Source organism: Exiguobacterium sp. s39 (genome assembly GCF_018618925.1).
In the GTDB taxonomy this organism is placed as follows: Bacteria; Bacillota; Bacilli; order Exiguobacteriales; family Exiguobacteriaceae; genus Exiguobacterium_A; species Exiguobacterium_A abrahamii.
Genome location: NZ_JACSNA010000001.1, coordinates 1,110,135 through 1,134,488 on the forward strand (window position 1 = coordinate 1,110,135; position 24,354 = coordinate 1,134,488).

At 46.5% G+C, this 24,354-nt stretch carries 27 protein-coding genes and 1 tRNA gene; 10 read left to right on the top strand and 18 right to left on the bottom strand.

Features of this window, described 5'->3' with window-relative positions; all coding sequences use genetic code 11:
- Window positions 1-125 precede the first annotated feature (125 nt).
- Together KNQ11_RS05975 and KNQ11_RS05980 are read left to right on the top strand one after the other, a co-directional pair.
- Window positions 126-839, top strand: a complete 714-nt coding sequence (locus KNQ11_RS05975; protein ID WP_023468535.1) for a YebC/PmpR family DNA-binding transcriptional regulator — start codon at window positions 126-128, stop codon at window positions 837-839.
- Window positions 840-1,083: 244 nt separating this feature from the next.
- The gene (locus KNQ11_RS05980; RefSeq protein WP_023468536.1) at window positions 1,084-1,377 is read left to right on the top strand and encodes a hypothetical protein; all 294 of its coding nucleotides are present in this window, start codon (window positions 1,084-1,086) and stop codon (window positions 1,375-1,377) included.
- Window positions 1,378-1,417: 40 nt separating this feature from the next.
- On the opposite strand, the gene KNQ11_RS05985 is transcribed toward KNQ11_RS05980, so the two are convergent.
- Complete coding sequence (locus KNQ11_RS05985; protein ID WP_149427541.1) at window positions 1,418-1,669, bottom strand: hypothetical protein; 252 nt, start codon at window positions 1,667-1,669, stop codon at window positions 1,418-1,420.
- Between the two features lie 357 nt (window positions 1,670-2,026).
- On the opposite strand from KNQ11_RS05985, the gene KNQ11_RS05990 reads away from it, so the two are divergent.
- Genes KNQ11_RS05990 through mnhG form a run of 7 tightly spaced genes read left to right on the top strand, consistent with a single transcriptional unit; the run spans window position 2,027 to window position 7,814 of the window.
- Window positions 2,027-4,432: a Na+/H+ antiporter subunit A gene (locus tag KNQ11_RS05990; protein ID WP_214770563.1), complete on the top strand. Its 2,406-nt coding sequence runs from the start codon at window positions 2,027-2,029 to the stop codon at window positions 4,430-4,432.
- Window positions 4,429-4,869: a Na(+)/H(+) antiporter subunit B gene (locus tag KNQ11_RS05995; protein ID WP_029341921.1), complete on the top strand. Its 441-nt coding sequence runs from the start codon at window positions 4,429-4,431 to the stop codon at window positions 4,867-4,869. Before KNQ11_RS05990 ends, KNQ11_RS05995 begins: the two co-directional genes overlap by 4 nt.
- A gap of 1 nt (window position 4,870) precedes the next feature.
- Window positions 4,871-5,212 (top strand): Na(+)/H(+) antiporter subunit C, encoded by a 342-nt coding sequence (locus tag KNQ11_RS06000; RefSeq protein WP_023468540.1) that lies wholly within the window; start codon window positions 4,871-4,873, stop codon window positions 5,210-5,212.
- Window positions 5,205-6,692, top strand: a complete 1,488-nt coding sequence (locus KNQ11_RS06005) for a Na+/H+ antiporter subunit D (protein WP_149427543.1) — start codon at window positions 5,205-5,207, stop codon at window positions 6,690-6,692. The genes KNQ11_RS06000 and KNQ11_RS06005 overlap by 8 nt, the downstream gene beginning before the upstream one ends.
- Before the next feature lie 3 nt (window positions 6,693-6,695).
- A complete protein-coding gene (locus KNQ11_RS06010) occupies window positions 6,696-7,172 on the top strand; it encodes a Na+/H+ antiporter subunit E (RefSeq protein ID WP_047395595.1) in 477 nt (158 codons plus the stop codon).
- A 47-nt stretch (window positions 7,173-7,219) separates the two neighbouring features.
- On the top strand, window positions 7,220-7,456 hold the full coding sequence (locus tag KNQ11_RS06015; protein ID WP_369792030.1) for a Na(+)/H(+) antiporter subunit F1: 237 nt from the start codon (window positions 7,220-7,222) through the stop codon (window positions 7,454-7,456).
- Complete coding sequence (gene mnhG / locus KNQ11_RS06020) at window positions 7,440-7,814, top strand: monovalent cation/H(+) antiporter subunit G (RefSeq protein WP_214770566.1); 375 nt, start codon at window positions 7,440-7,442, stop codon at window positions 7,812-7,814. Before KNQ11_RS06015 ends, mnhG begins: the two co-directional genes overlap by 17 nt.
- A 53-nt stretch (window positions 7,815-7,867) precedes the next feature.
- Here mnhG and KNQ11_RS06025 read toward each other — a convergent pair whose 3' ends face one another.
- The 11 genes from KNQ11_RS06025 to KNQ11_RS06075 all read right to left on the bottom strand — a co-directional run bounded on the left by KNQ11_RS06025 (window position 7,868) and on the right by KNQ11_RS06075 (window position 18,840).
- Window positions 7,868-8,311, bottom strand: coding sequence for an Rrf2 family transcriptional regulator (locus KNQ11_RS06025; RefSeq protein ID WP_050678277.1), 444 nt, complete (start codon window positions 8,309-8,311; stop codon window positions 7,868-7,870).
- 217 nt (window positions 8,312-8,528) lie between these two features.
- On the bottom strand, window positions 8,529-9,425 hold the full coding sequence (locus KNQ11_RS06030; protein WP_214770569.1) for a glycerophosphodiester phosphodiesterase: 897 nt from the start codon (window positions 9,423-9,425) through the stop codon (window positions 8,529-8,531).
- Window positions 9,426-9,576: 151 nt separating this feature from the next.
- The gene (gene odhB, locus KNQ11_RS06035) at window positions 9,577-10,833 is read right to left on the bottom strand and encodes a 2-oxoglutarate dehydrogenase complex dihydrolipoyllysine-residue succinyltransferase (protein ID WP_050678279.1); all 1,257 of its coding nucleotides are present in this window, start codon (window positions 10,831-10,833) and stop codon (window positions 9,577-9,579) included.
- Window positions 10,834-10,868: 35 nt separating this feature from the next.
- Entirely contained in the window at window positions 10,869-13,709 is a 2,841-nt protein-coding gene (locus KNQ11_RS06040; protein WP_214770572.1) for a 2-oxoglutarate dehydrogenase E1 component, read from the bottom strand.
- A 312-nt stretch (window positions 13,710-14,021) separates the two neighbouring features.
- The gene (locus KNQ11_RS06045; protein ID WP_023468549.1) at window positions 14,022-14,750 is read right to left on the bottom strand and encodes an amino acid ABC transporter ATP-binding protein; all 729 of its coding nucleotides are present in this window, start codon (window positions 14,748-14,750) and stop codon (window positions 14,022-14,024) included.
- Window positions 14,747-15,391, bottom strand: a complete 645-nt coding sequence (locus KNQ11_RS06050) for an amino acid ABC transporter permease (protein ID WP_023468550.1) — start codon at window positions 15,389-15,391, stop codon at window positions 14,747-14,749. Before KNQ11_RS06050 ends, KNQ11_RS06045 begins: the two co-directional genes overlap by 4 nt.
- Window positions 15,392-15,422: 31 nt before the next feature.
- On the bottom strand, window positions 15,423-16,190 hold the full coding sequence (locus KNQ11_RS06055) for a transporter substrate-binding domain-containing protein (RefSeq protein ID WP_023468551.1): 768 nt from the start codon (window positions 16,188-16,190) through the stop codon (window positions 15,423-15,425).
- 202 nt (window positions 16,191-16,392) lie between these two features.
- Window positions 16,393-16,476 (bottom strand) — tRNA-Leu (locus tag KNQ11_RS06060).
- Between the two features lie 42 nt (window positions 16,477-16,518).
- Complete coding sequence (locus tag KNQ11_RS06065) at window positions 16,519-17,451, bottom strand: alpha/beta hydrolase (RefSeq protein ID WP_029341930.1); 933 nt, start codon at window positions 17,449-17,451, stop codon at window positions 16,519-16,521.
- Window positions 17,452-17,472: 21 nt separating this feature from the next.
- Window positions 17,473-17,814 (bottom strand): hypothetical protein, encoded by a 342-nt coding sequence (locus KNQ11_RS06070; RefSeq protein WP_214770575.1) that lies wholly within the window; start codon window positions 17,812-17,814, stop codon window positions 17,473-17,475.
- A 15-nt stretch (window positions 17,815-17,829) separates the two neighbouring features.
- A complete protein-coding gene (locus KNQ11_RS06075; RefSeq protein WP_214770578.1) occupies window positions 17,830-18,840 on the bottom strand; it encodes a S66 family peptidase in 1,011 nt (336 codons plus the stop codon).
- A 48-nt stretch (window positions 18,841-18,888) separates the two neighbouring features.
- Between KNQ11_RS06075 and KNQ11_RS06080 the strand changes: the two genes are divergently transcribed.
- Window positions 18,889-19,029, top strand: a complete 141-nt coding sequence (locus tag KNQ11_RS06080; protein ID WP_214770581.1) for a hypothetical protein — start codon at window positions 18,889-18,891, stop codon at window positions 19,027-19,029.
- On the opposite strand, the gene KNQ11_RS06085 is transcribed toward KNQ11_RS06080, so the two are convergent.
- From KNQ11_RS06085 to KNQ11_RS06110, 6 genes are all read right to left on the bottom strand, one after another.
- Window positions 19,026-19,388 (bottom strand): DUF779 domain-containing protein, encoded by a 363-nt coding sequence (locus tag KNQ11_RS06085; protein WP_023468555.1) that lies wholly within the window; start codon window positions 19,386-19,388, stop codon window positions 19,026-19,028. The two genes, KNQ11_RS06080 and KNQ11_RS06085, sit on opposite strands and share 4 nt — an antisense overlap.
- A 22-nt stretch (window positions 19,389-19,410) precedes the next feature.
- Window positions 19,411-20,931, bottom strand: coding sequence for an aldehyde dehydrogenase (adh, locus tag KNQ11_RS06090; protein WP_023468556.1), 1,521 nt, complete (start codon window positions 20,929-20,931; stop codon window positions 19,411-19,413).
- Window positions 20,932-21,129: 198 nt separating this feature from the next.
- On the bottom strand, window positions 21,130-21,654 hold the full coding sequence (locus KNQ11_RS06095; protein ID WP_023468557.1) for a TraR/DksA C4-type zinc finger protein: 525 nt from the start codon (window positions 21,652-21,654) through the stop codon (window positions 21,130-21,132).
- 68 nt (window positions 21,655-21,722) lie between these two features.
- On the bottom strand, window positions 21,723-22,505 hold the full coding sequence (locus KNQ11_RS06100) for a hypothetical protein (RefSeq protein WP_353049814.1): 783 nt from the start codon (window positions 22,503-22,505) through the stop codon (window positions 21,723-21,725).
- Window positions 22,506-22,758: 253 nt separating this feature from the next.
- On the bottom strand, window positions 22,759-23,901 hold the full coding sequence (locus KNQ11_RS06105; protein WP_214770584.1) for a mannitol-1-phosphate 5-dehydrogenase: 1,143 nt from the start codon (window positions 23,899-23,901) through the stop codon (window positions 22,759-22,761).
- Between the two features lie 2 nt (window positions 23,902-23,903).
- Entirely contained in the window at window positions 23,904-24,341 is a 438-nt protein-coding gene (locus KNQ11_RS06110; RefSeq protein WP_200934376.1) for a PTS mannitol transporter subunit IIA, read from the bottom strand.
- Between the last annotated feature and the right edge of the window lie 13 nt (window positions 24,342-24,354).

The following is a 24,354-nucleotide window of genomic DNA, read 5'->3' on the forward strand; positions in this document are numbered from 1 at the left end:
GTATTTAGTAGAAATTCAACTGTTCCACCGACATTTTAGTTCAGTCTGTCAGGTAGTTTAAGGTATACTGATAACGCATAGGAAATCAGGGATTTCTGATATTACGGAAAGAGAGTGGATACGAAATGGGTCGTAAATGGAACAACATCAAGGAAAAAAAAGCATCAAAAGACAAAAATACGAGTCGGATCTACGCAAAGTTCGGTCGTGAGATTTATGTAGCGGCTAAACAAGGTGAACCCGATCCAGAATCAAACCAAGCATTAAAGGTCGTTCTCGAACGAGCGAAGACATACAACGTGCCACGTGCCATCGTCGATCGGGCGATTGAAAAAGCAAAAGGTGGAGCGGAAGAAAACTACGATGTCTTACGTTATGAAGGATTCGGTCCAAGCGGTTCAATGGTCATCGTCGAAACGTTGACGAACAACGTTAACCGGACGGCTTCTGACGTCCGTGCTGCATTCGGAAAAAATGGCGGAAACATGGGCGTGAGCGGATCCGTCGCTTATATGTTCGATGCGACGGCAATCTTTGCCTTCGAAGGTAAAACTGCAGATGACGTTCTCGAGTTGATGATGGAAGCGGATATTGATGTGCGCGATATCCTCGAAGAAGACGAATCTGTCATCATCTACGCTGAGCCGGAACAATTCCATGCTGTACAAGAAGCGTTGAAAGCTGCAGGGATCACCGAGTTCTCACTTGCCGAACTCGTCATGCTCGCTCAAAACGAAGTCGCGTTGTCTGAAGACGACGTCGCACAATTCGAGAAAATGATCGATGCACTGGAAGATCTTGAGGATGTGCAACAGGTCTACCACAACGTAGAACTATAATTAAAAAGACAAGGGGATGGTCACGACCATCCCCTTGTCTTTTTGATTATAGTTTCTGTATCGGTTAACGCCCAGAATCGGTCACGCACCGTCTGTATTCATCATAAAGTATGAAACGCGTTTCATAACAAGAACTAAAAAAGATTCATTTATGATGTTTATTTCTTGAATTTAATGGGAATAGTAATATTCGGAGTCGATTATAACTTATTTTGCTTTGAAGAAATAAAAGGAGGAACGAACGATGACATATTCTTTAATTGAAACATTCAAACACATCGTAAGCGAGGCAACTAGCTTTAAGCGCGTTGATTTCGGAGGATACGATATTTATATGCAGACAACAGATGGACGAACGATTACGGCACACATCCGCTATGATGGTGGTGGAACAGACTTCAATGAAGCTTATTTAATGCTAGAATCGAGTACCGGTCAACGTCGCACAGCGACCTTAACGCTTTATCAATTCGAACATCTTTCTTCTTATACTGCACACAGTGAACGGACACGTGCCCTAGTCACAACAAGTGCTTAATGACTATAAAACACGCCTCTCATTCGAGAGACGTGTTTTTTTAATTTTCTTCTCGCTCGAGGCGTTCGAGTTCTGCGTGTGTTTGTGGGAATCCATTCGCTTGCCAATCTGCCCGATGAATGGAATCCAGTTGTGTCAGTCCGACTTCAGCCGGATCGCGTTTCGCGTCGACACTTGGACGATGGTCAATATCTTCTGAAGTCGATTTTCGTTGTTGGTATTGTTGATAGGCGATTGTCGCAATCGCTGCTAGACCACCTAAAATAACACCTGTCTTGAATGTTGCTCGCATGAAAGTTCCCCCTCTATGGTCATTAGTTGTGCTCTAGATAGATGTACCCGCGTTCCTTGAGTTTGAATCATTCTTCTCATGGATCCACGTGTTTTTTGAAAAAAATCAAAAAAATTTTCAGCCTATTTCTGCCGTGTTCCTACATATTTAATAATCAAGAGAAAAAATGGCTCTATCCCTTATGCTTCAACGCTTCACGTCATGCAAGAAGGAAAAAAGTACGCTATACTTGATTCAGAAACATCTTCGACGAACAAAATGAATCGTGTCTTCTACTGGACAGTTCCGAGCTTCAACAGCTTGCGTTCGCGTCCCTTTTTCATTTTTGGTCGTCGATGTCACAAAGGAGGGAATTTCGTGTCTGTGATGCACGGGGCTATTTTACTGCCCATATTGATCAGTCTTTTCATTCCGCTTCTAGCGAAACGCCTTCCGAACATTCATACCGGTTGGTTTGTACTTGTCGTACCTGTACTGCTCGTATCGTATTTCAGCCGCTTTCTCCCTGGTACGATGTCAGGTGAGACCTTTACGGCACGCATGCCGTGGATACCATCGCTCGGTATCGATTTCGTCACGTATCTTGACGGACTCGGCTTATTGTTCGCACTATTGATCACAGGAATCGGATCACTCGTCGTTCTTTATTCGATTTTTTATCTAGATGCGAAAAAAGAATCACTCGGAACATTTTATGTCTATCTGTTGATGTTCATGACCGCCATGCTTGGGGTCGTGTTGTCAGATAACATGGTCGTCCTCTATCTGTTCTGGGAATTAACGTCGATTTCGTCGTTCTTATTGATTGCCTACTGGTACGAGCGGGAACGTTCTCGTTACGGCGCTCAAAAATCGATGCTGATCACCGTCTTCGGTGGACTAGCGATGCTTGGGGGAATTGCGATTCTCTCTACACTCAGTGGATCGTTAAGTATTCGTGAGACGTATGCGTCACTTGAATCGATTCAAGGTGAACCCTTCTTTACGGTCGCCCTTGTTTTATTCTTGCTAGCTGCCTTCACGAAATCGGCTCAGTTTCCGTTCCACATCTGGTTACCAGATGCGATGGAAGCACCGACTCCTGTCAGTGCCTACTTGCACTCGGCAACGATGGTCAAGGCAGGGTTGTATCTTGTCGCTCGTTTTAGTCCGATTTTTGCGGATGAGTCGCTTTGGTTCTATCTCGTCTCATCTGTCGGAATATTCACCTTATTCTGGGGTTCACTCAATGCGGTGAAACAACATGATTTGAAAGGAATACTTGCTTACTCGACGATTTCTCAGCTTGGATTGATCATGTCCTTACTTGGACTTGGAGCTGCCGCCTTACACGTCGATGCCTTAGATGACGGATTATATACAATCGCGACAGTTGCTGCGATCTTCCATCTGATCAACCACGCGACGTTTAAAGGCAGTCTCTTCATGATGGCGGGAATCGTCGATCACGAGACTGGTACTCGCGATATTCGGAAGCTCGGTGGTCTTGCGCAACTCATGCCGATTTCGATGACGATTGCGATGATTGGGACGCTTTCAATGGCGGGGATTCCACCATTCAACGGGTTCTTGAGTAAAGAGATGTTCTTGACAGGTGTACTTCAAGTTTCAGGATCTGACTTGTTCCACTTACCGTCTTACGGTTGGATTATTCCTGTACTCGCCGTCGTCGGAAGTATCTTTACATTCGTCTATAGCATCTTGATCGTCCGCAGAACGTTCTTCGGTAAGCGTCAAGACGACAAGTTACCGAAAACACCACACGAGGCACCGATTGGCATGTTGATTCCACCTCTCGTCCTCGTCTCGCTCGTCGTCATCATCGGACTCTTCCCGAATCTATTATCGGATACGTTGATTCGACCGGCAGTCGAAGCGATCTTACCGCAAGTCGTTGATGCGGGTGGCAAGATTGATGTGCATATTTCAATGTGGCATGGATTCAATACTGAATTATTCCTGACACTCGTGATCATCAGTGCTGGCGTAATCTTGTATAAAACACTCCCACGTTGGCAATCGCTTTACAACCGGATGCCACGTGCCGTCTCCTTGAATCATCAATATGACGCCTTGTTACGTCGTGGTGAACAGACATCGACAAAGATCCATGATACGGTCATGACCGGATACATGCGGTCGTATCTCGTCTACATCTTCGGATTCATCGTCATCTTGATCTTGACGGCATTATACGGGTTTGATGCCTTCCGCTTCGCAGTTGATCCAATCAGCTCGATTGACGCGTATGAGATCATCCTTGCACTCGTTCTCGTTTCGAGTGCACTTTCGATCACCTTTGCGCGTTCACGACTGACATCGATCATCTTGCTCGGTGTGACAGGTTATACGGTCGCTCTGTTCTTCGTCTTGTTCCGAGCGCCAGATCTCGCCTTGACACAACTCGTCATCGAGACCGTATCGGTCGCTCTATTCCTGCTCGTTTTCTATCGTTTACCGGAAATCAGTCGGAAAGAAGAACGCATTCCGTTCAAGCTCGGCAACGCCTTGATTTCAGCACTCGTCGGATTGACGGTGACACTCGTCGCCCTTGCTTCTCTCAGCCAACGATCGTTTACTTCAATCGCCAAGTATTACATCGATAATGTCGCTGATCTTGCCGCTGGCGGTAATATGGTCAACGTTATTCTCGTCGACTTCCGTGGCTTCGATACGTTGTTTGAGATTGCCGTTCTCGCACTTGCCGGAATCGGTATTTACACGATGATTAAATTCAGACGAACAGGAGGGATCGATAAATGAAAAAGCAGGCGAAAAAGCATACGAATGACGTCATCTTAGAGTCCGCGACTTCCTTTATCACGTTCGTCATCTTCCTGTTTGCTGTCTACTTGTTCTTTGCTGGACACTATACACCGGGTGGCGGTTTCATTGGCGGTCTTGTGACGGCGTCTGCTCTTGTATTGATCTTACTTGCTTATGACATCAAGACGTTACGCCGGATTTTGCCATTCGACTACAAATGGATCACGGCTCTTGGCATGTTGATTGCCGTACTGACGGCTTCAGGAGCGCTTGTCTTTAACGTACCGTTCTTCACACATGCACATGACTATTTCAACCTACCGTTATTCGGTAAGACATCACTTCATACAGCGATGTTGTTTGATCTTGGTGTTTATCTTGTCGTCGTCGGTGTGACGATGACGATTATTCAAACGATTGGGGAGAGTGATTAATATGGAAATCATCATGGCGATCGCCGCAGGCATCCTGACGATGTGTGCCATTTATCTCATTCTTTCGAAAAGTATTCTTCGCATTATCATCGGAACAGGGTTGCTCAGCCACGCTGCCCATCTGCTCGTCATGACGATGGGTGGATTAAAACGAGGCGCGGCTCCGGTCTTAAAGGATGGCGTGACTTCCTATACGGATCCACTACCGCAAGCACTCGTCTTGACCGCCATCGTCATCAGCTTTGGTGTCACTGCCTTTTTCTTGGTACTCGCTTACCGTGCTTATCAAGAACTCGGAACCGATAATATCGAAGAGATGAAAGGAACCGATTCGAATGATTAACTTACCGCTACTACCAATCATCATCCCTTTGTTGACGGGTGTCCTCTTGATGTTTTTCCCGCGACACCTCAAAGGACAACGAATCGTTTCCCTCTTTTCGACGATTTTGACTGTCTGTGCCTCCATCTATCTCGTGCTGACTGTCCGGTCAAACGGCATCTTAACAGTCACACTCGGTAGCTGGCCAGCACCTTTTGGTATCACGCTTGTCTCTGACATGCTATCCGCTTTACTCGTCACGACGACAAGCATTCTTGTTCTTTGTATCATCTGGTATGCCATTGTCTACTTGAGCGTTTCCTATCAACGGTACTACTATTTCATCGCCGTCCAATTCCTGCTCGTTGGTGTCAATGGTGCCTTTACGACAGGTGATATCTTTAACATGTTCGTCTTCTTCGAAGTCTTCCTGATTTCGTCTTATGTTTTGATCGTTCTCGGCGGGAAACCGGCACAATTACGAGAATCGCTGAAGTATCTTTTGATTAATGTCATCTCGTCTGCATTATTCGTCATGACCGTCGCCTTCTTGTACGGAATCATCGGATCACTCAGCATGGCGGATATCAGTCAAAAGATTTCAGAGGTCGGACAGCCGGCAATCCTCAACGTCATCGCCTTGTTATTCCTGATCGTCTTCGGATTAAAAGGTGCGATCTTCCCGCTCTACTTCTGGTTGCCTGGTTCTTATCAAGTACCACCGACACCTGTTCTTGCTTTGTTCGGTGCCTTGTTGACGAAGGTCGGGGTCTACGGGATTTTACGGACGTATAGTTTGTTCTTCTCAAATGAGATTGGAACGATCCATCAAATCTTGAGTATCCTTGCGCTCAGTACGATCGTCATCGGGGTGATCGGTGCGCTCGCGACACGAGATGCGAAGCAAATCATCATCTACAACATCATCGTCGCAGTCGGAGTCATCTTGTACGGGGTTTCCCTCATGACACCGCAAGCGCTAGAAGGTGCGATTTTCTACCTTCTTCATGATATGTTGATTAAAGCCGCTTTATTCCTACTCGTAGGAATCATGGTCGGAATTGCCGGCTCGAGTAAGCTGAAAGATATGGGCGGGATGATCAAAGCCTATCCTGTACTAGGTTGGACGTTCTTCATCGCGGCTTTATCACTTGCCGGGATTCCACCGCTCAGCGGATTCATTGGGAAATTCCTGATTGTTCGTGGTGGTATTGAAGCCGGTGAGTTGATTGGACCAATCATCGTTCTACTATCCAGTCTACTCGTCTTGTATTCGGTCGTTCAATTGTTCATGCGTGCCTTTTGGGGAACACCGAAGACCTACTCTGGTGATAAACAAGCGCTTGTTCCAAAGCTGCTAGTTCCTACGATTGCCTTAGTTGCGCTCAGCGTTCTCTATGGAGTAGGTGCTGAGGCGATGCGTCCACTGATTCAACAAGCCGTCGAACCGTTGACGAATCCAACGCTCTATATCGATGCCGTACTAAAAGGAGGTCGTTAATTCATGCCATTTCAAGTCTTGCTCAACTTATTTCTTGCATTCTTGTGGATGTTTCTCTCAAACAATTTCTCGGCCTCCGGTTTCGTCATCGGTTACGCGCTAGGGTTGATTGCGATGTTCGCTTTCCGTCGCGGCTTCAAAGGACGCTTTTATCTCGGACCTGTCGTCGCACTCGTCCTATTGTTTTTCCGCTTTCTCTACGAGCTTGTCGTCGCGAACATCGATGTCTTGAAAATCATCTTAAAGCCGAAGTTAGATATTCAACCTGGTATCTTTGCTTATGAGACCGAACTCGATCAACCGTGGCAAATCACGTTGCTGTCAATGCTGATCACGCTGACACCGGGAACGCTTGTCGTTGATATCTCGGATGATAATAAGACACTCTACATTCATGCACTCCACATGCCAGAGGTCGATGAAGCGGTCGCTTCGATTCGTGATAGTTTTGAGAAAGCCATTCTGGAGGTGAGTCGGTGATGTTCGATATTTTAATCTATATCGCACTCGGGGGTGTCTTTCTCTCGATGCTTGGTCTGTTTTACCGGGTCATCAAAGGACCAAGTGTTGCGGATCGTGTCATCGCGCTTGATTCAATTGGTATCAGCTTGATTTCAATCGTTGGACTTGTCTCGATCATCTTACGGACGAGCGACTACCTCGAAGTCATCCTGTTGATTGGTATACTCGCCTTCATCGGTACAGTTGCCTTTTCAAAATATATCGAGAAAGGAGAGATCATCGAACGTGATCGCAACCAATGAATTGATCGTCGCGGTCTTCGCCTTGCTCGGTATGGAATTTAGTCTCGTCACCGCGCTTGGTCTGATCCGCTTACCGGATGTCTATACGCGTGCTCACGCTGCATCTAAAAGCGCGACATTAGGTGTCATGTCGATTTTAATCGGCGTCATCATCTATTTCGTCACTGAAGATGGATTCTTCTCCTCTCGTGTCGTTCTCGGCATCCTGTTCGTGCTCATCACAGCACCGATTGGAGGACATCTGATCGCTCGTGCTGCATATTACAGCAATGTGCCGTTATGGAAATCGTCTGTTCGTGACGACTTGTCTCAGAACAAAGAACATGTGGAACCAAAGAAACGCCAAGATGATCTATAAGTATCGCTATGACAAAACCCTCGTTTCCGTGAATGGAAGCGAGGGTTTTTTGATTAAGAACGCTGTAAAGGTGAGGCAGCAAACAAGAGTGCCAACTCATCACGATTATCTAACAATTCTTCTAATGTATGCTGTTCCAATTCCCGGATAAAAGCTCGAAGCGCTCGTCCGAGCACACCTTTTAGACGGCATCCTGGTTCGATGACACAATGACCGTTGCTTCCAAAACACTCGACGATATCCATCGGTTCCATTTCCCGAACGACTTTCCCGATGTTGATGTCTTTTGGATCACGAATCAAACGGAGTCCGCCTGACCGACCTCTTGTTGATTCGACATAGCCAAGTTTCGCTAATTGTTGTGTCACCTTCATTAAATGGTTGGATGAGATGCCATAATGATTTGCAATCTGCGGCATTGGTGTGATGACATCCCGGTGCACCCCGAGATACATCAACACACGTAGTCCATAATCCGTATACTGTGTAATTCTCACGATCCTCACTCCATTTCTTCCCAAAACTGCACTGTTATCGTACCATGAAATACGAAACTGACTACATTGTTTTGTCTCATGATTCGAAATTCTGATAAACCTCTATTTGGTTTACGTATGGAATGAAATATTGGATTTAAGATACGAGTTTTAAAAACAAAAAAACTATTTCTTCTTTCCTGTTCGAAAGAAGAAATAGTGCTATTTCCTTTTTACCTTATTTTTTGTATAGTCCTTTCACGACATCATTAAAACGGTCGGCATAGTTCGTGAAGACTCCTGTGACACCATAGTCGAGCATACGAACCATATCCGCTTTTTCATTCACAGTATACGGGTGAAGTAACAAATCATGAGTCCGAATCGCTGAGACGTTTTCACGTGTCAATGCTTTGTAGGAAGGACCAACACCGACTGCATACTGACGGATTGCGGTTAATCGATCATCCGTCAAAGCCTTGACTTCATTTGCTTCCATCAACTGAACCAGTGGAACGTTCGGGTCGATGGCTCTGACTTTTTGAAGACTCGCTTCACTAAACGACTGAATCAAGACTTGTCCTGGTTTGACCTTGTTACTCGACAATCCGTTCTGCTTTAGTACGTCGAGCAATTTCTGTTCCATTCCGGGATACACTTCCGGTGATTTCGTCTCGATATAGTAATTCGCATGCTTCCCATACTTACTCAAGACTTCTTGAAGCGTCGGTACTTTCAGACCGACATATGACTTTTTCGCAAGCGTCGGGTTCGCTTCATTAAACCAGCTACCAGCATCAAGTTTCTTGATTTCAGCAAGCGTTTTATCTTTGACGGCACCTGTTCCGTTCGTCGTCCGATCAACCGTTTCATCGTGCATCGCAATCAATTGACCGTCTTTCGTCATCTGTAAATCAATTTCGATGTAATCTGCTTTGAATGTCTTATGTCCCATTGCATAAGCTGGCATCGTATGCTCTGGCGCGTACCCAGAAGCTCCACGGTGAGCAACATTGATGATTCGATTTGGATCAAGTAACGATTTGCCTTTTGATTGTGCGCTGACATCTTCTGTCGGAAGCCCTGTGCTTAATACGGCTCCTGCTACCATCGTCATTCCAAATTGTTTCAACATAATCAATTCCCCCTTGAAATATTCTTACAACACTTATCCTAAATCGTATGTATGAAGCTGATATAGAGAAGACGTAAATGTCGTTTCGTGATTTGATGACAAAGTGATATCAACAAAAAAAGACCCGCATCTAAAACGGGTCTTTTTATGATTACGCTTCGAAAATCAATGACTCTGGATCTTCAAGGAGATCTTTAATGTGCTTCAAGAACGTAACGGCTTCTTTTCCATCAACGATTCGGTGATCATAAGAGAGTGCGACATACATCATCGGACGGTTTTCCATGCGTTCAGCATCAATCGCTACAGGACGCAAGTTGATTGCGTGCATTCCGAGAATCGCGACTTGTGGACCGTTTAAGATCGGTGTCGACATGAGTGAACCGAACGTACCACCATTCGTGATCGTGAACGTACCACCCGTCAAATCAGATAGACCGAGTTTATTATCACGCGCCTTGACCGCTAGTTGAATGATGTCTTTTTCAATCTCAGCGAAGTTCTTCTTATCCGCATCACGAACGACCGGAACGACGAGACCGTCTGGTGCTGAAACGGCAATACCGATATCATAGAATTTTTTGAGGACGATTTCATCGCCTTGAATCTCAGCATTCAAATATGGCATCTTTTTAAGTGCTGCGACTGCTGCTTTCGTAAAGAATGACATGAAGCCGAGCTTGACTTCGTTTTCCTTCACGAATTTCTCTTGGCGACGTTTACGCAGTGCCATGACCGCTGACATATCGATCTCATTGAATGTCGTCAACATTGCTGCCGTTTGTTGAACTTCAACGAGTCGGTTCGCGATTGTCTTACGACGGCGTGACATCTTGATTCGCTCTTCCGGTTTCCCAGGAGCGGCTGCTGGTGCTGGTGCCGGTGTAGCAGGTTTCGTAGGAGCCGGTTTTGCTTGCTCACGTGGTGCTACTTCAAACGTCGCGACGTCTTGCACGCGAATCCGACCGAGCGGATCTTGCGTTGCCACTTGTGCTAAATCAATTCCTTTTTCACGAGCCAGTTTACGGGCAGCAGGTGAAGCAATCGGACGATCCGCAACAGATGTACTTTCAGTCGCTGCTGCAGCCACCGGTTGTTCCGCTTTTTCTTCTGCTTTAGGTGTCTCTTTTGGAGTTTCTTGTACTGTTTCTGCCGCAGCCGGTTTTGGAGCCTCGCCACCAGCAGAGATGACAGCAATCGTTTCCCCGACGCGGACTGTATCTCCTTCAGCAGCCATCACCTCCGTCAACGTACCAGCTTCATCTGACGGTACTTCGATGTTGACCTTATCTGTCTCGAGCTCAACGATGGCTTCCCCTTTTTCCACGTGATCACCTGGTTGTTTTAACCAAGACGCCACCGTTCCTTCTGTAATTGATTCGGCAAGTTCTGGTACTTTGATTTCCATCGTATTCTCCCCCTATGACTCGATTCTATCTTAAGTTATGATGTGTGATTTGATACGTGTGATGGTGCTGTTGGAGTAGAAGCAGTCGCTGTGAGTGCATCATTGATGATACGTGCCTGCTCTACTTTATGACCTGACGGGTCACCTTCTGCTGTACTGGAACGACGACGACGACCGATGTAACGGACGGTTTGGATACCATTCGGTGCGACTGTCTCAAGTCGAGGTTCCATGAAGGACCACGCCCCCATGTTTTTCGGTTCTTCTTGCACCCAGACCATCTCTTCGACGGCTTCATAGCGCGCGATGACTTCTTTTAAGGCTTTTGCCGGGAATGGATACAACTCCTCGACCCGGACGATTTGTAGCCAATTGAGATTCTCATCTGATTTTGAAACGGCTTCAGCTAGATCGATTGCCATCTTACCAGAACAGAACACAAGACGTTTAACTCGATCTGGTGCTTCTCCGAGCCCTGATTGTTCGATGACACGCTGGAAACTACCTTCCGTCAACTCAGAGACATCCGATGTTGCAAGCGGATGACGCAAGAGACTCTTCGGCGTCATGACGACGAGCGGTCGGACTTCCTCTTTTCCGAGAATCGCTGCTTGTCGGCGCAATAAGTGGAAGTACTGGGCAGCACTCGATACGTTCGCGACTGTCCAGTTTTTCTCACCCGATAACGTCAAGAAGCGTTCTAAACGACCACTCGAGTGTTCTGGTCCTTGCCCTTCATAACCGTGCGGAAGCAACATGACGAGACCTGACGTTTGTCCCCATTTCGCGCGGCTAGCTGAGATGAACTGGTCGAAGATGACTTGTCCTGAGTTCGCAAAGTCCCCATATTGCGCTTCCCATAATACGAGCGTTTCCGGAGCGAAGACGTTATAACCGTATTCAAAACCAAGTACACCTGCTTCAGACAACGGACTGTTGTAGACCGAGAATGATGCAGTTGCCGTTGATAAGGCATGGAGTGGCGAGAAGCCTTCTCCTGTTTTCACATCATGAAGATTAATGTTCCGTTGTGCGAACGTTCCTCGTTCAGAATCTTGACCGCTCAAGCGGATTGGTGTTCCATCTGAGAGAATCGAAGCAAACGCCAATGTTTCGGCATGTCCCCAGTCAATTCCGTTCTTTGTCGAGAACGCATCCGTCCGGCGCTTCAGGACCTTCTCAAGTTTATGGAATACTTGGAAGCCATCCGGCCACTGTAACAATTCTTCGTTGTACGCCGTCAATGTTTCAATCGAGACCCCTGTCTCAATCGTCGGAACGCCTTTAAAGACGACGTCCGGCATGACCCCACCATACTCTTTCTCCGCGTTCGGTACTTTTTCACGAGCCGCTTTCATTTGATCATTGATCGACGTTTCAATCGATTGAATTTCGTCAGCTGTCGCATCCCCGTTCGCGACAAGCGTTTTCCCGTACAAGACACGAATTGGATCATGTTTATGAATCAAATCGTATAAGACCGGGTTCGTATTCATCGGTTCATCCATTTCGTTATGACCAAAACGACGATATCCTATTAAATCAATCATGACATCCTTCTTAAACGTTGCCCGGTACTCGCTCGCGAGCAAAGCGACTGCGAGACAGCTTTCCGGCTCATCCGCGTTGACGTGGAAGACTGGGATCTCGTATCCTTTGGCAAGATCACTCGAGTAACGCGTCGAACGGGAGTCCGTCGGCTCCGTCGTGAAGCCGATCGTGTTGTTCGCGATGATATGAATCGTTCCGCCGGTGTTATATCCTTTGAGATTCGCTAAATTCAATGTTTCAGCCACAATTCCTTGACCTGGGAACGCTGCATCCCCATGAATGAGGATCGCAGCTGCTGCTGCTTGCTCTTGACGTGGTGCCCCTTTTTGTGAGCGATCATCTTGAGCCGCACGTGTGAAGCCTTCGACGACTGGGTCGACGAACTCAAGGTGCGACGGATTGTTCGCAAGCGTCATCCGCACGTTACGTGTCTCTTGCTCGAGTTTTCGGTTTAAACCGAGGTGATACTTCACGTCGCCCGTCCAACCGTACGTGATCCCGATCGATCCTTCAGATGGTACGAGGTCGTGGTTCGGTGCATGCTGGAACTCAGCAAAGATCATTTCATATGGCTTCCCAAGTACGTGCGCCAAAACGTTCAACCGTCCACGGTGTGCCATTCCGATATTAATCGTCTCCGACCCGTTCGAGATGAGGTGTCCGACGATCGTGTCGAGCAATGGCACCATCGCGTCAAGTCCTTCAATCGAGAAGCGTTTTTGACCGACGTATGTTTTGTGCAAGTATTTTTCGAAGAGATCCGTTTCAGCTAAGCGTTTGAACAACTGTTTCTTTTGTTCAGCGTCTAGCGTCGCCGTCAAAGCACCTTGCTCGATTTTCTGTCGGAGCCATTTCTTTTCATCGAGATCGTCGACATGCTGGAACTCAACTGCGGCTGCTCCCGTGTACTGCGCTTTTAAATGTTCGATGCCTTCAAACGCGTCCTGTACACCAGTTGGTGGTTCAGGACAGACGAGTGAGACTGGCATTTTTCGAAGATCTGCCTCTGTTAATCCGTACTGACTCAATTCGAATAATCCTGTTTCTCGCGGATGGTCCTTCAGCGGATAGATATCCGCCGCAAGATGTCCTTTTGCACGAATTTGTTCCGCTAAACGATTCGCCGCAAGATATTTTTCGAAATCTCCTGTCTCGACTTGCATCGGTACGACTGGTTCCGTCACGGGTGCACCATGCTCTTCGAAATAAGCACGTGTCTCCTCATCAACGGATGTCTTGTCTTCTAAAAAACGCTCGTACAATTCAATGATGTAGCCAAGGTTTGGTCCATAGAATGCTTGTTGATCTTGCTCGTGGCCTGCCATGTACGGTTCCCCCCGTTTCTATATTTCTCCCCACACATCCAGTGGATAGTCGATGTGTTTCCAGCCCTCTACCTGTTAGCGCTTTCAAAAGGAATTGCATGAATGAAACGCTGAACGTCATGAGAAGGAATGATCGTGTCATTCTTCCATGAAAGTGCCTTCGTTACTATATTACTACTCTTTTCCTGTGTGTGCATTTCGAATTCCCAAATTCTCACGCTTAAATGTATAAGTTTTTCTTATGAGCGCTTAGACAGTTATTTATGATTCGTTAAAAAACCGGCGTATCCGCAGTTAGATACGCCGGTTCCATCATAAGACTTTACTAAGGAACGATTGCGTCCGTTCGTGTTGTGGAGAATCAAACAATGCTTGTGGCACGTTCTCTTCGACGATATAGCCACCATCCATGAATAAGACGCGATCTCCGACCTCTCGAGCAAATCCCATCTCATGGGTCACGACGACCATCGTCATGCCTTCAAGGGCAAGCTGTTTCATGACGGCAAGCACGTCACCGACCATTTCCGGGTCAAGCGCTGACGTTGGCTCATCAAATAACATGATTTTCGGATTCATTGCAAGCGCGCGGGCAATCGCGACACGCTGTTTTTGCCCCCCAGATAATTCACCTGGATAATTATCCGCTTTTTCACGTAATCCGACTTTATCGAGTAATTCAAGTGCCCGCTGTTTCGCCTGTTCTTTATCCGATTTACGCACTTTGATCGGTGCAAGCGTGACGTTTTCTAGCACGGTCTTATGCGGGAAGAGATTAAAATGTTGAAAGACCATCCCGACTTCTTCCCGGACCTTGTTGATATCGACCTTTGGACTCGTAATATCGAAATCATCGACGATGACCGTGCCACCTGTAATCTCTTCCAATCGATTCAAACAGCGTAAAAACGTACTTTTCCCAGATCCCGACGGACCGATGACACAAACGACTTCTTTTTCGGCAATCGAGACGTTGATGTCTTTTAAGACTTCATTCGAACCGAATGATTTCTTTAGATTCTTTACTTCTATGATACTCATCGTAATGTAAACCTCCGTTCCAAGAACTTCGCCACTAAGGACAAGAGATAAATGATGACGAAGTACATCAATCCGACGACGGACCAGACGATGAATGGTTCAAACGTCGTTGACTGCTGCACTTGACCTTGTTGTGTCAAGTCAGCGATTCCGATAATCGACAACAACGATGTATCTTTTAAGCTGATGATCGATTGGTTCGTAATCGTTGGTAACATCCGTCGGAATGCTTGCGGTAAGATGATCTGTACCATCGTTTGACGCCCTGTCATCCCGAGTGAACGCGCAGCTTCTGTTTGTCCTTTATCAATCGACTGGATACCAGCTCGAATGATTTCCGCAAAATAAGCACCGGCATTGATTGCGACCGTCAGTATCCCTGCATACATCCGGTCCATCGATAACCATTCGAGCGAATTGAGTCCAAAATAGATGAAGAATAACTGAACGATGAACGGCGTTCCGCGAATGACATCGATGTAGACGATCGCGATCCCGTTTAAGATTTTTGATGGTGATAACCGCATCAATGCGACGACTAAGCCAATCAGAAAGCCGACGATGACCGCGATGATGAAAATATACAATGTGACTTGAAGCCCTTCCAAGAAAAATGGAAATGCGGTTTTGACCACTTCCATTGGCTATCCCACTCCCTTATCGCCTTGCGACTTATTTCAGATACGTGTCAACGATTTTATCGTATTCACCGTTTTCTTTCAGATTCGCAAGTCCTTTGTTGATTTTCTTCATCAGATCCTCGTTCTCACCTTTTAAGACAGCGATTCCGTAGTTGTCCCCGTTGAGACGGTCTCCGACAAGTTTTAATCCAAGGTTTTGTTGTTTGTTTGCATATGAGATGACAGGATAATCTTCAATCAAAGCAGCAGCGTTACCGTTCTTCACTTCTTGGAACATCGCTGGACTGTCATTGAACTGTGTGACCGTGAATCCCAGTTTGTCTGCGTTATCCGTTGCATATTTCGCACCCGTCGTTCCCTTTTTGACGGCTACTTTTTTCCCTTTTAAATCGTTGACGGATTTAATACCATTCTCATCTTCTTTGACGACTAGAATAAGACCAGCTTTGAAGTATGGATCCGAGAATGTGACGACTTTCTTCCGTTCTGGCGTAATACTCATACCAGCAATGGCAACGTCCAATTGATTTGCTTGAAGTGCCGGAATAATGCCGCTAAAGTCCATCGCTTCAAATTGAATCTTGAAGTTCTGATCCTTCGCGATTGCTTTCATGAGATCGATGTCGATTCCTTTGTACGTATCCCCGTCTTTATATTCGAATGGTGGATACGTGACGTCAATGCCGACCTTATAAGTCTTTCCTTCAGACGACTCTTCTTCTTTCGAACCGATGCTACATGCACCAAGTACGAGAACACAGCTCATCAAGAGCGCTAGCAAGATACTCCCTTTTTTCATGTTTGTTTCCCCTCTCCTATGTGTTAAAGATTGTCTACTTCATTTAGTACTTTCCCTGAAGAGTACCCTCTTTAAAACGTATTTTACCAGAAAAATTCTAAAAAGATAAATATTTCTGAATTTTTATTCGTTGTAATCGTTTTCTATTCAGCAACAAAAAAGAAGGCAACCCCTTGCTGGGATTGCCTCCTTCAATCATTTATGCCGCCGAGAGGACTTGAACCTCCACGGTGTTGCCACCACTAGATTCTGAGTCTAGCGCGTCTACCAGTTCCGCCACGACGACGTTGATTTATGATATTAATATAGCGGGTAACGAACTGAGTTGTCAATCATTTCGCAAGATGTTGCGAACGAACTTCTCCACGACATCATCATACAATGCCGGATCCTCAAAATAGGCCATCGCGTGAGCGGCATTTGGAATGACGACGAGCTCTTTTTCCGTTGGACAAGCTTCATACAGCTCATATACCATATCTGTCGGTACAAACGTATCCGCCCCACCATGGATGAACAAAATCGGTACCTGTGCTTTTTTGACTTGTTTCAACGCTGATGCTTCACGGAACGTATAACCTGCCTTTAGCTTCGTCAATACGCTCGTCATGCCTAAGAACGGAAAGTGTGGTAGTCGATACATCCGCTTCATCTGATACGCAAGGACAGCATTGACGGACGTATAGGCACAATCAGAAATGATTCCTTTGATTTGTGGTGGGAGTTGTTCGCCACTCGTCATCAATACGGTCGCCCCTCCCATCGACACCCCATGCAAGAACAGTTTCGCATCCTGTCCGATCCGTTCAATCAGATAGTTCGACCAACTGAGACAATCTTCCCGATCATGCCATCCGAATCCGATATAGTGACCGTCACTCATTCCGTGTCCACGATTATCGGGCATCATGACATGGAAACCGGCCTGATGGTACAGATAGGCGAATCCGGCTAAATCCGTTCCGACGCCTCCGTACCCGTGCACGAGAATGACGATCCGATCTGACGGAACAGGTGACGGAAGAAAATGCCCGCGTAACGTTAAACCGTCTTTCGCTTCAATCTCGATCCGCTCAAGCGGTTGCTCCTTGATCCACGTCTGACCAGGTTGCATCAATCGGACCATCTCGTCACTTAAATCTCGATTATTCGATAAGAATGGCTTTGGATTCGTGGCGATTGCCATCTCATAAAAATAATAACTCGCTGCTACTAATCCGGATCCGATGACTCCGATTCCAATTTTTGTTCTGCGACGCATCTGCCCCACTCCTTCTTTCCGTTATAGCTCGATCTTCAGTTGAGCAGCATGTTCATCCTCTTCATCCTGCAAGACTTGTTGACGTAATCGTTGTTCTTGTTGCTGACGCCGGTAGGCAAATTCCTGGACAAGCTCTGTACCCGTGAATCCATCTTCTACGAGTTCGCTCAATAATTCCGTTTCTGTCTCGACGACCTCCCCCGGACGTCGCATGACGAGAACATCTCCGACTTGTGCAATCAGCAATTCATCTTCTAGACGAAGTGCATCGTAAAATGGTTCAGGTAACGTCATTCGACGTGTCTCCGGATTGATATGGACGCGTTTATAAACGCCTAATGCTTGAAACTTACGACGTGCCATTGCGTGCTCTCCTTTTTAGTTGAACGTCAGATCGATTCGTGAATCTTTCCCTTGAATACGAACCGTCCCCGTCGCTCCATTGATTAACGTCAACTGTGGTGGTTGATGACCGATGTCAAGATCATATAAGACTGGTAAGCCCGTCTCATCCGCGAGATATTGATATACGTCTAGCCATGTCAGGTCTTCTATAATCCTTGCAGACGTACGCCCGAATAAAAAGCCAGCCGCATGGTCGAACCACCCAGCATACGCCATTTGTCGCAGCGTCCGGTGTACCTCTGCCGAATTCGCTTCAGACACCTCAAAGTACCAGAGTATCGGTTCTCCGTTGATCTCTTCACGCTGGAAACGCTGCACATCTCCATACGGTGTCCCAATCAGATGGCGAATCGTCTCCAGACACCCACCAAGTAACCGTCCAGTCACTTCTGTTCGCTCATCAAGTGCTTTCCATTCCGTCGCTTCCGTTAGCTGAAATAACGAACCTGTTGGACGTTCTTCATCAGTCCACTCGGGTTGATAACGATCGGAAGCCCATTGTGTGACGGTTCCTCCAGTTGGCGTCGCGAGCACCCGTCGCCAGGCACTTGTCGTCTCGTCCCATTCTTCACTCCGAAGCTCAACGAAATTCGGACCATGTGCTGTCGCGATTCCCGTCTGAAGCGTCAGACTGAGCAATAACGTACTGATATCGGAATAGCCAAGCAACCATTTTGTTTGGTAAGTAGCTAGCGTCAACTCGGGTAAAAGATCAATGGCGCGTTCCCCACCAAATGGCGGGATGACGGCATCAATCGTCTCATCCGTCATCATGTGATTCAATTCCTCCGCCCGTTGTTTGACCGGTGCACTCTCAGCAAGTTGATGCGACCAAATCGTTTCGCCTAAACGGACGTTCATTTGCCGTGCTTGTACCTGTTCAACTGCTTGTTCGACCCATTCCTGTTGCTGTTCACGTAATCCGGAGGAGGGCGCCGTCACTCCGATCGTTTGACCTGTCCAACCTAAAAATGGATATTTCATGGTGACCCCCTATAATGTCATAGTGTGAAACTATCTTCTCGTCAAAATATGAGTTCATTATACCGTTCTTATGCCGCATTACCAACTTTTATCCTGTTCGAACGTCGTGATACGAACAAAAAAACACGATTCCGTACGAGCGACCTGAATGAACAAGTCAACTCGACGAAACCGTGTTTGATTCCTTAGCTTGATGCTGATAGTTCAGCGTATTCCTCTTGCGTGAACGCACGGGAGCGTGTCAAAAAACGTTTCCCTTCGACACCTTCAAGAGAGAACATTCCGCCTCGACCATCCACGACATCAATGATGAGTTGCGTATGTTTCCAGTACTCATATTGATCTTCATGAATATAAAACGGACAACCACCGATCTCTCCCAGTTTTTTATCCTGATCTCCCAGGAATAGATCACCCTGCGCAAAACACATCGGGGAACTGCCATCGCAACAACCACCAGATTGATGAAACATCAACGGACCGTGTTTTTCTCTCAACTGGTCGATTAACTCTAGACAAGCTGCTGTCGCCTGAACACGTTCCACCATTTGCATCCACGTCCTTTCCGACTTAGAAGAAACCGAGTTTATTCGGGTTGTAGCTAACGAGTAGGTTTTTCGTCCGTTGGTAATGGTTGAGCATCATCTTATGGTTTTCACGTCCGATCCCTGACATTTTGTAACCACCAAACGCCGCGTGAGCTGGATATTGGTGATAACAGTTCGTCCAGACGCGTCCTGCTTCGATCGCACGCCCAAACCGATAAGCACGGTTCATATCACGTGTCCAGACGCCGGCACCAAGACCATATAACGTATCATTCGCAATTTCGAGCGCTTCTTCTTCCGTCTTGAATGTCGTAACCGACAAGACCGGTCCGAAAATTTCCTCTTGGAAGATTCGCATCTTATTGTGTCCTTTGAAGATCGTTGGTTGGATGTAATATCCTTCTGCGAGATCCCCTTCAAGCATGTTGCGTTCCCCACCGATGAGACATTCTGCGCCTTCCGACTTACCGATTTCAAGATATGAAAGAATTTTCTCCATCTGTTCGTTCGAAGCTTGAGCACCCATCATGACGTCCGAATCAAGAGGATTTCCGATCTTGATGGCTTTAACGCGCTCAAGAACACGTTCCATGAACGGCTCGTAAATCGATTCTTGAATCAAGGCACGCGACGGACACGTACAGACTTCTCCTTGATTCAACGCGAACATCAGTAATCCTTCGATTGCTTTATCAAAGAAAGCATCGTCTGCCTGCATGATATCCTCAAAGAAGATGTTCGGTGATTTCCCACCGAGCTCGAGGGTGACCGGAATCAAGTTTTGCGATGCGTACTGCATGATCAAACGTCCTGTCGTCGTCTCTCCCGTAAAGGCGATTTTTGCGATTCGTTTGCTTGAAGCGAGCGGTTTCCCTGCTTCAAGACCAAAACCGTTGACGATGTTAAGAACACCCGGTGGGAGTAAATCCTCAATGAGCTCAACGAGTACCATGATGCTCGCTGGTGTTTGTTCTGCCGGTTTTAAGACGACGCAGTTCCCTGCCGCGAGTGCTGGCGCTAGTTTCCAGACAGCCATCAAGAGTGGGAAGTTCCACGGAATGATTTGACCAACGACGCCAAGTGGCTCATGGAAGTGATACGCGACCGTATCTTGGTCGAGTTCACCGACCGAACCTTCTTGGGCACGGATGACCCCCGCGAAATAACGGAAGTGATCGATCGCGAGCGGTAGATCGGCGTTGAGTGTCTCACGGACCGCTTTCCCGTTCTCAAGTGTCTCTGCATAAGCGAGCATCTCGAGGTTTTCTTCCATCCGATTCGCGATTTTATTTAAAATGTTTGAGCGTTCCGTTACAGACGTTTTCCCCCATGCTTCTTTTGCCGCATGTGCTGCGTCAAGAGCCAGTTCGATGTCTTCCTTACCGGAACGAGCGACTTGACACAATACTTTACCGGTAACAGGTGTTACATTATCAAAATATTCTCCCCCGACAGGTGCCGTCCACTTTCCATTGATGTAATTTTCATACCGTTCCTTGTACTGTACCTTTGACCCTTGCTTGTTCGGAATGTCATAAATCATGCTTTATTTCCTCCCTCAACTAAAATGGTCAAGCAGTGAGACGGATGCTTGTATGCGCTTACATTTTAATATAGGCTAAAAACAGCCCTCTCGATACCATCGTACCAAAATTATATGAAAAGTCAAAAAATTCCGGTAAATATTTGTGATTTTTTTCGAGAAAAAAAACATCTCCATTTTCGGGAGATGTTTTGCCGGTCAAGACCGTGTCGGGTCAATTCCGTCTTCTTGGTCAGACGGTGTATCAGAACTACCAAAGTCACTCACTTTCGAGAATCCGTCCGTATCACCGTCGATGTCTTTGCCGCGGGCTGTGACAGATGGATCCAGTACGTCTTCTTCGCTTGGTCGCGAATTGGGATCGTTCTCGTTTTGTTCTGCTTCTTCTTTTGCATGCTCGATGCATAATAACGTTTCCGGAATGATATCAAGACGTTCAATCTCAATCTCTTTTCCACAGACCTTACAAATGCCATACGTTCCGTCCTCGATCGCTTTTAGGGCACGGTCCACATCAGAGAGCATATCCTCTTGCATGTCCGTGATTGCTTGATCGCGTTCCCGCAAGAACAATTCATCGCCGGAATCGGCAGGATGATTATCGTAACTCGACAATTCACCTTCATCGTAGTCGGTATCGCGTTGTTCGATGTTTGATGTCGTCTTTTCTTTTTCCTTTAATAACCGTTGCTTGAATTCTTCCGTCTGTTGTTTAGATAACATGATTGTTCGACTCCCCTTCGTTAGAACCTCTGTTAAGAATGTAGCCTATTCGAAGAAGAGTTAAACCATCACGAACACTTATAAGAACGAATTGATCCATGAAGATCACAGATGACCGTCATGCATTCATTCCCATCGTTAAAACAAATCTGATGTGATCGTCCGTTCTTGGATGTCGTGATGTCATCAATCCACAGTTGCGAAGCATCTGCCGAAGACAGCATCGCAATTTTGTCACGAATCATGAATAAATCAAACGGTAACAGATTCAAGGATTGAATCGTCAAACCATGTTTACGGAAGAGTGGATCAAGCTGATATTGCGAAAGACTATACAAACACTTCTCGGCCCCACCAATCAACAACTGAATCGAATGGGAGGGCTCATGACTATCGATGCGCTCCTTGTGCAGGATGATTCGTCCTCGAACACCAGACTCATTGAAAATTCGTTGCGTATCCTCTTGTGAAAGGCGTGGTCCACCTTCCTTCACCTTTAAGACGATGTGGGCGAATTCAGCAAAATCAGGTTTCCCGATTTCAAGAGCCGGGATATGACGGACTTCTTCGCGTTCAATGATTTCAATCAAGTCACGCTCAACTTGGACACTGACCGTATCTGTCGAAAAGACACGGACGTCGATCACGAATTGATCAAGTACCGCATTTACTTCGATCGTGTACGTCAAATCAAGGTTTTTTTCTTGTTCAACCAATAGTCGATTCAAGATGAGTTGATGCAATAAATGGACTGGCGTACGCGAAGAAAATTGACTCGAATAAATCAAATGTTTTGGTCCGGTTCCTTTTGTAGTTTTTGGTCGTGCTCCGTTTAATCTATATACGTTCACTTTATAATTCAACATATGATCACCTTCTCTTACCTGAAAAATCGGAATAGAGATGTTCCGTTCATATAGCGTACAATGTATTTTAATCGCTAAATATTCGTTTTCGAATATTCCAAATTTAATATACAAATTGTAATCAAATTGTGATAGAAGAATTTCAAAAACTGATCATTTCGATGACGACACGTCGCATTTAATTCGATATACAAAAACACCTTTCACATCCCGTGAAAGGTGTTGAGAACACTTATTCTTAAGCAATCGAATTGACTTGGTGTTGCATCGCTTCATAATGTTCGATGATTCGAGATCCAAGTGGATCCGTTGCCGATAATTGTAAATACGCGTTTAGCGCATCTTCGATTCCATGTTTCGTAATATATGCATTTAATTCTGAAGATTCTGAATCATTTGGATCGAAATAGGTTAGAGCTGCTGCGATCCCACGCGCTAATCCATCTGCTTCGATGCCACGCTCCATCAATTCCTTTGCTGGTTTGACGAGTCGGTCACTTGGACTCAGTTTACGAATCGGTGAACGAGCGACACGTATGATTTCATCATGAATCCGCGGGTTTTCAAAGCGTTTCATATTCTTTTGGATATACGCACTATGATCGACCGGATTAAAGCCGTACTTTTCAAGTAATAGCCATCCTGTTTCGTAAAGTGCTGTCTGGACACCACGACGGATGCGTGGATCCGTTAGACTTTCAGCGATCGTCTCTTTATGGAATAGTGCTCCGAGATAAGAAGCGATCGCATGTCCCGTATTAACGGTGAACAGCTTCCGCTCGATGAACGGTTCGATGTTCTCGACATAGGTGACGCCTTCGATCCGTGGATAAGCTTCCGGTAGTCCAGTCGTCTCAATCACCCATTCGAAGAATTCTTCCACTTCGACGTACAACGGGTCTTCGTGATGTTGAAGCGGTACGATCCGGTCAACCGCTGCATTCGGGAAATACCAGTTCTCCGCTACGGGGTGATGTTTCGCCACCTCTGCTTGCAAGTGTTTTGACCCACCGATCATGTTCTCACACGCAATGACGTAGACAGGTGTCTGTTGATCACGTTGACGTAACCCTTCCGCGATCAAAGGAGATACTTTCGATAACAAGCTCGGGCCGACAGCTGTTGTAATCACGTCTGCATCGCGAATCGCTGCAATGACTTGATCCGGTTCAGATAAACTGTTGAGTGCTGTCACGCCGTTGACCCGTTCACGTCCTCCTTGTTCAGAGGCATAACCTACTTCGTAGGTTTGTCTCGTTTTTAATGCATCGACGACCGTCGTATTGACATCTACGAAACAGACTTCGTAACCCGTCTTGACGAGTTGTAAGCCGATGAACCCACGTCCGATGTTACCGGCACCAAAATGGATGGCTTTCATGCTTACACCTCCGCTGTCAATAAGGCGATGATTTCTTCTTTTGATGTCGCTGCCACGATACGCTCGACGTTCTCCTCATCGGAGCAAATGACCGCGATATTCGATAGCAACTCGAGGTGTTCATCCCCAACGCCAGCGATGCCGATGACGAGTCGTGCTTGTTCCGTTCCGAATGCTACGCCTTGCGGTACTTGTAGAATCGATAGCCCCGTTTTCTTGACCTGTGATTTAGCCGACTCTGTTCCGTGGGGAATCGCGACATGGTTGCCGATGTAGACCGTCGATAAGGCATGACGCTCCTGCATTGAATCGATATAACCCGCTTCGACATATCCGTGATCGACGAGGAGTTGACCGGCAGCCGTAATGGCTGCCGTCTCGTCTGCGAATTGTTGGTCAAGTAATACAAGTTCTGGTGAAAGGTTCATTGTCGTTGTCATGTTTATTCCTCCT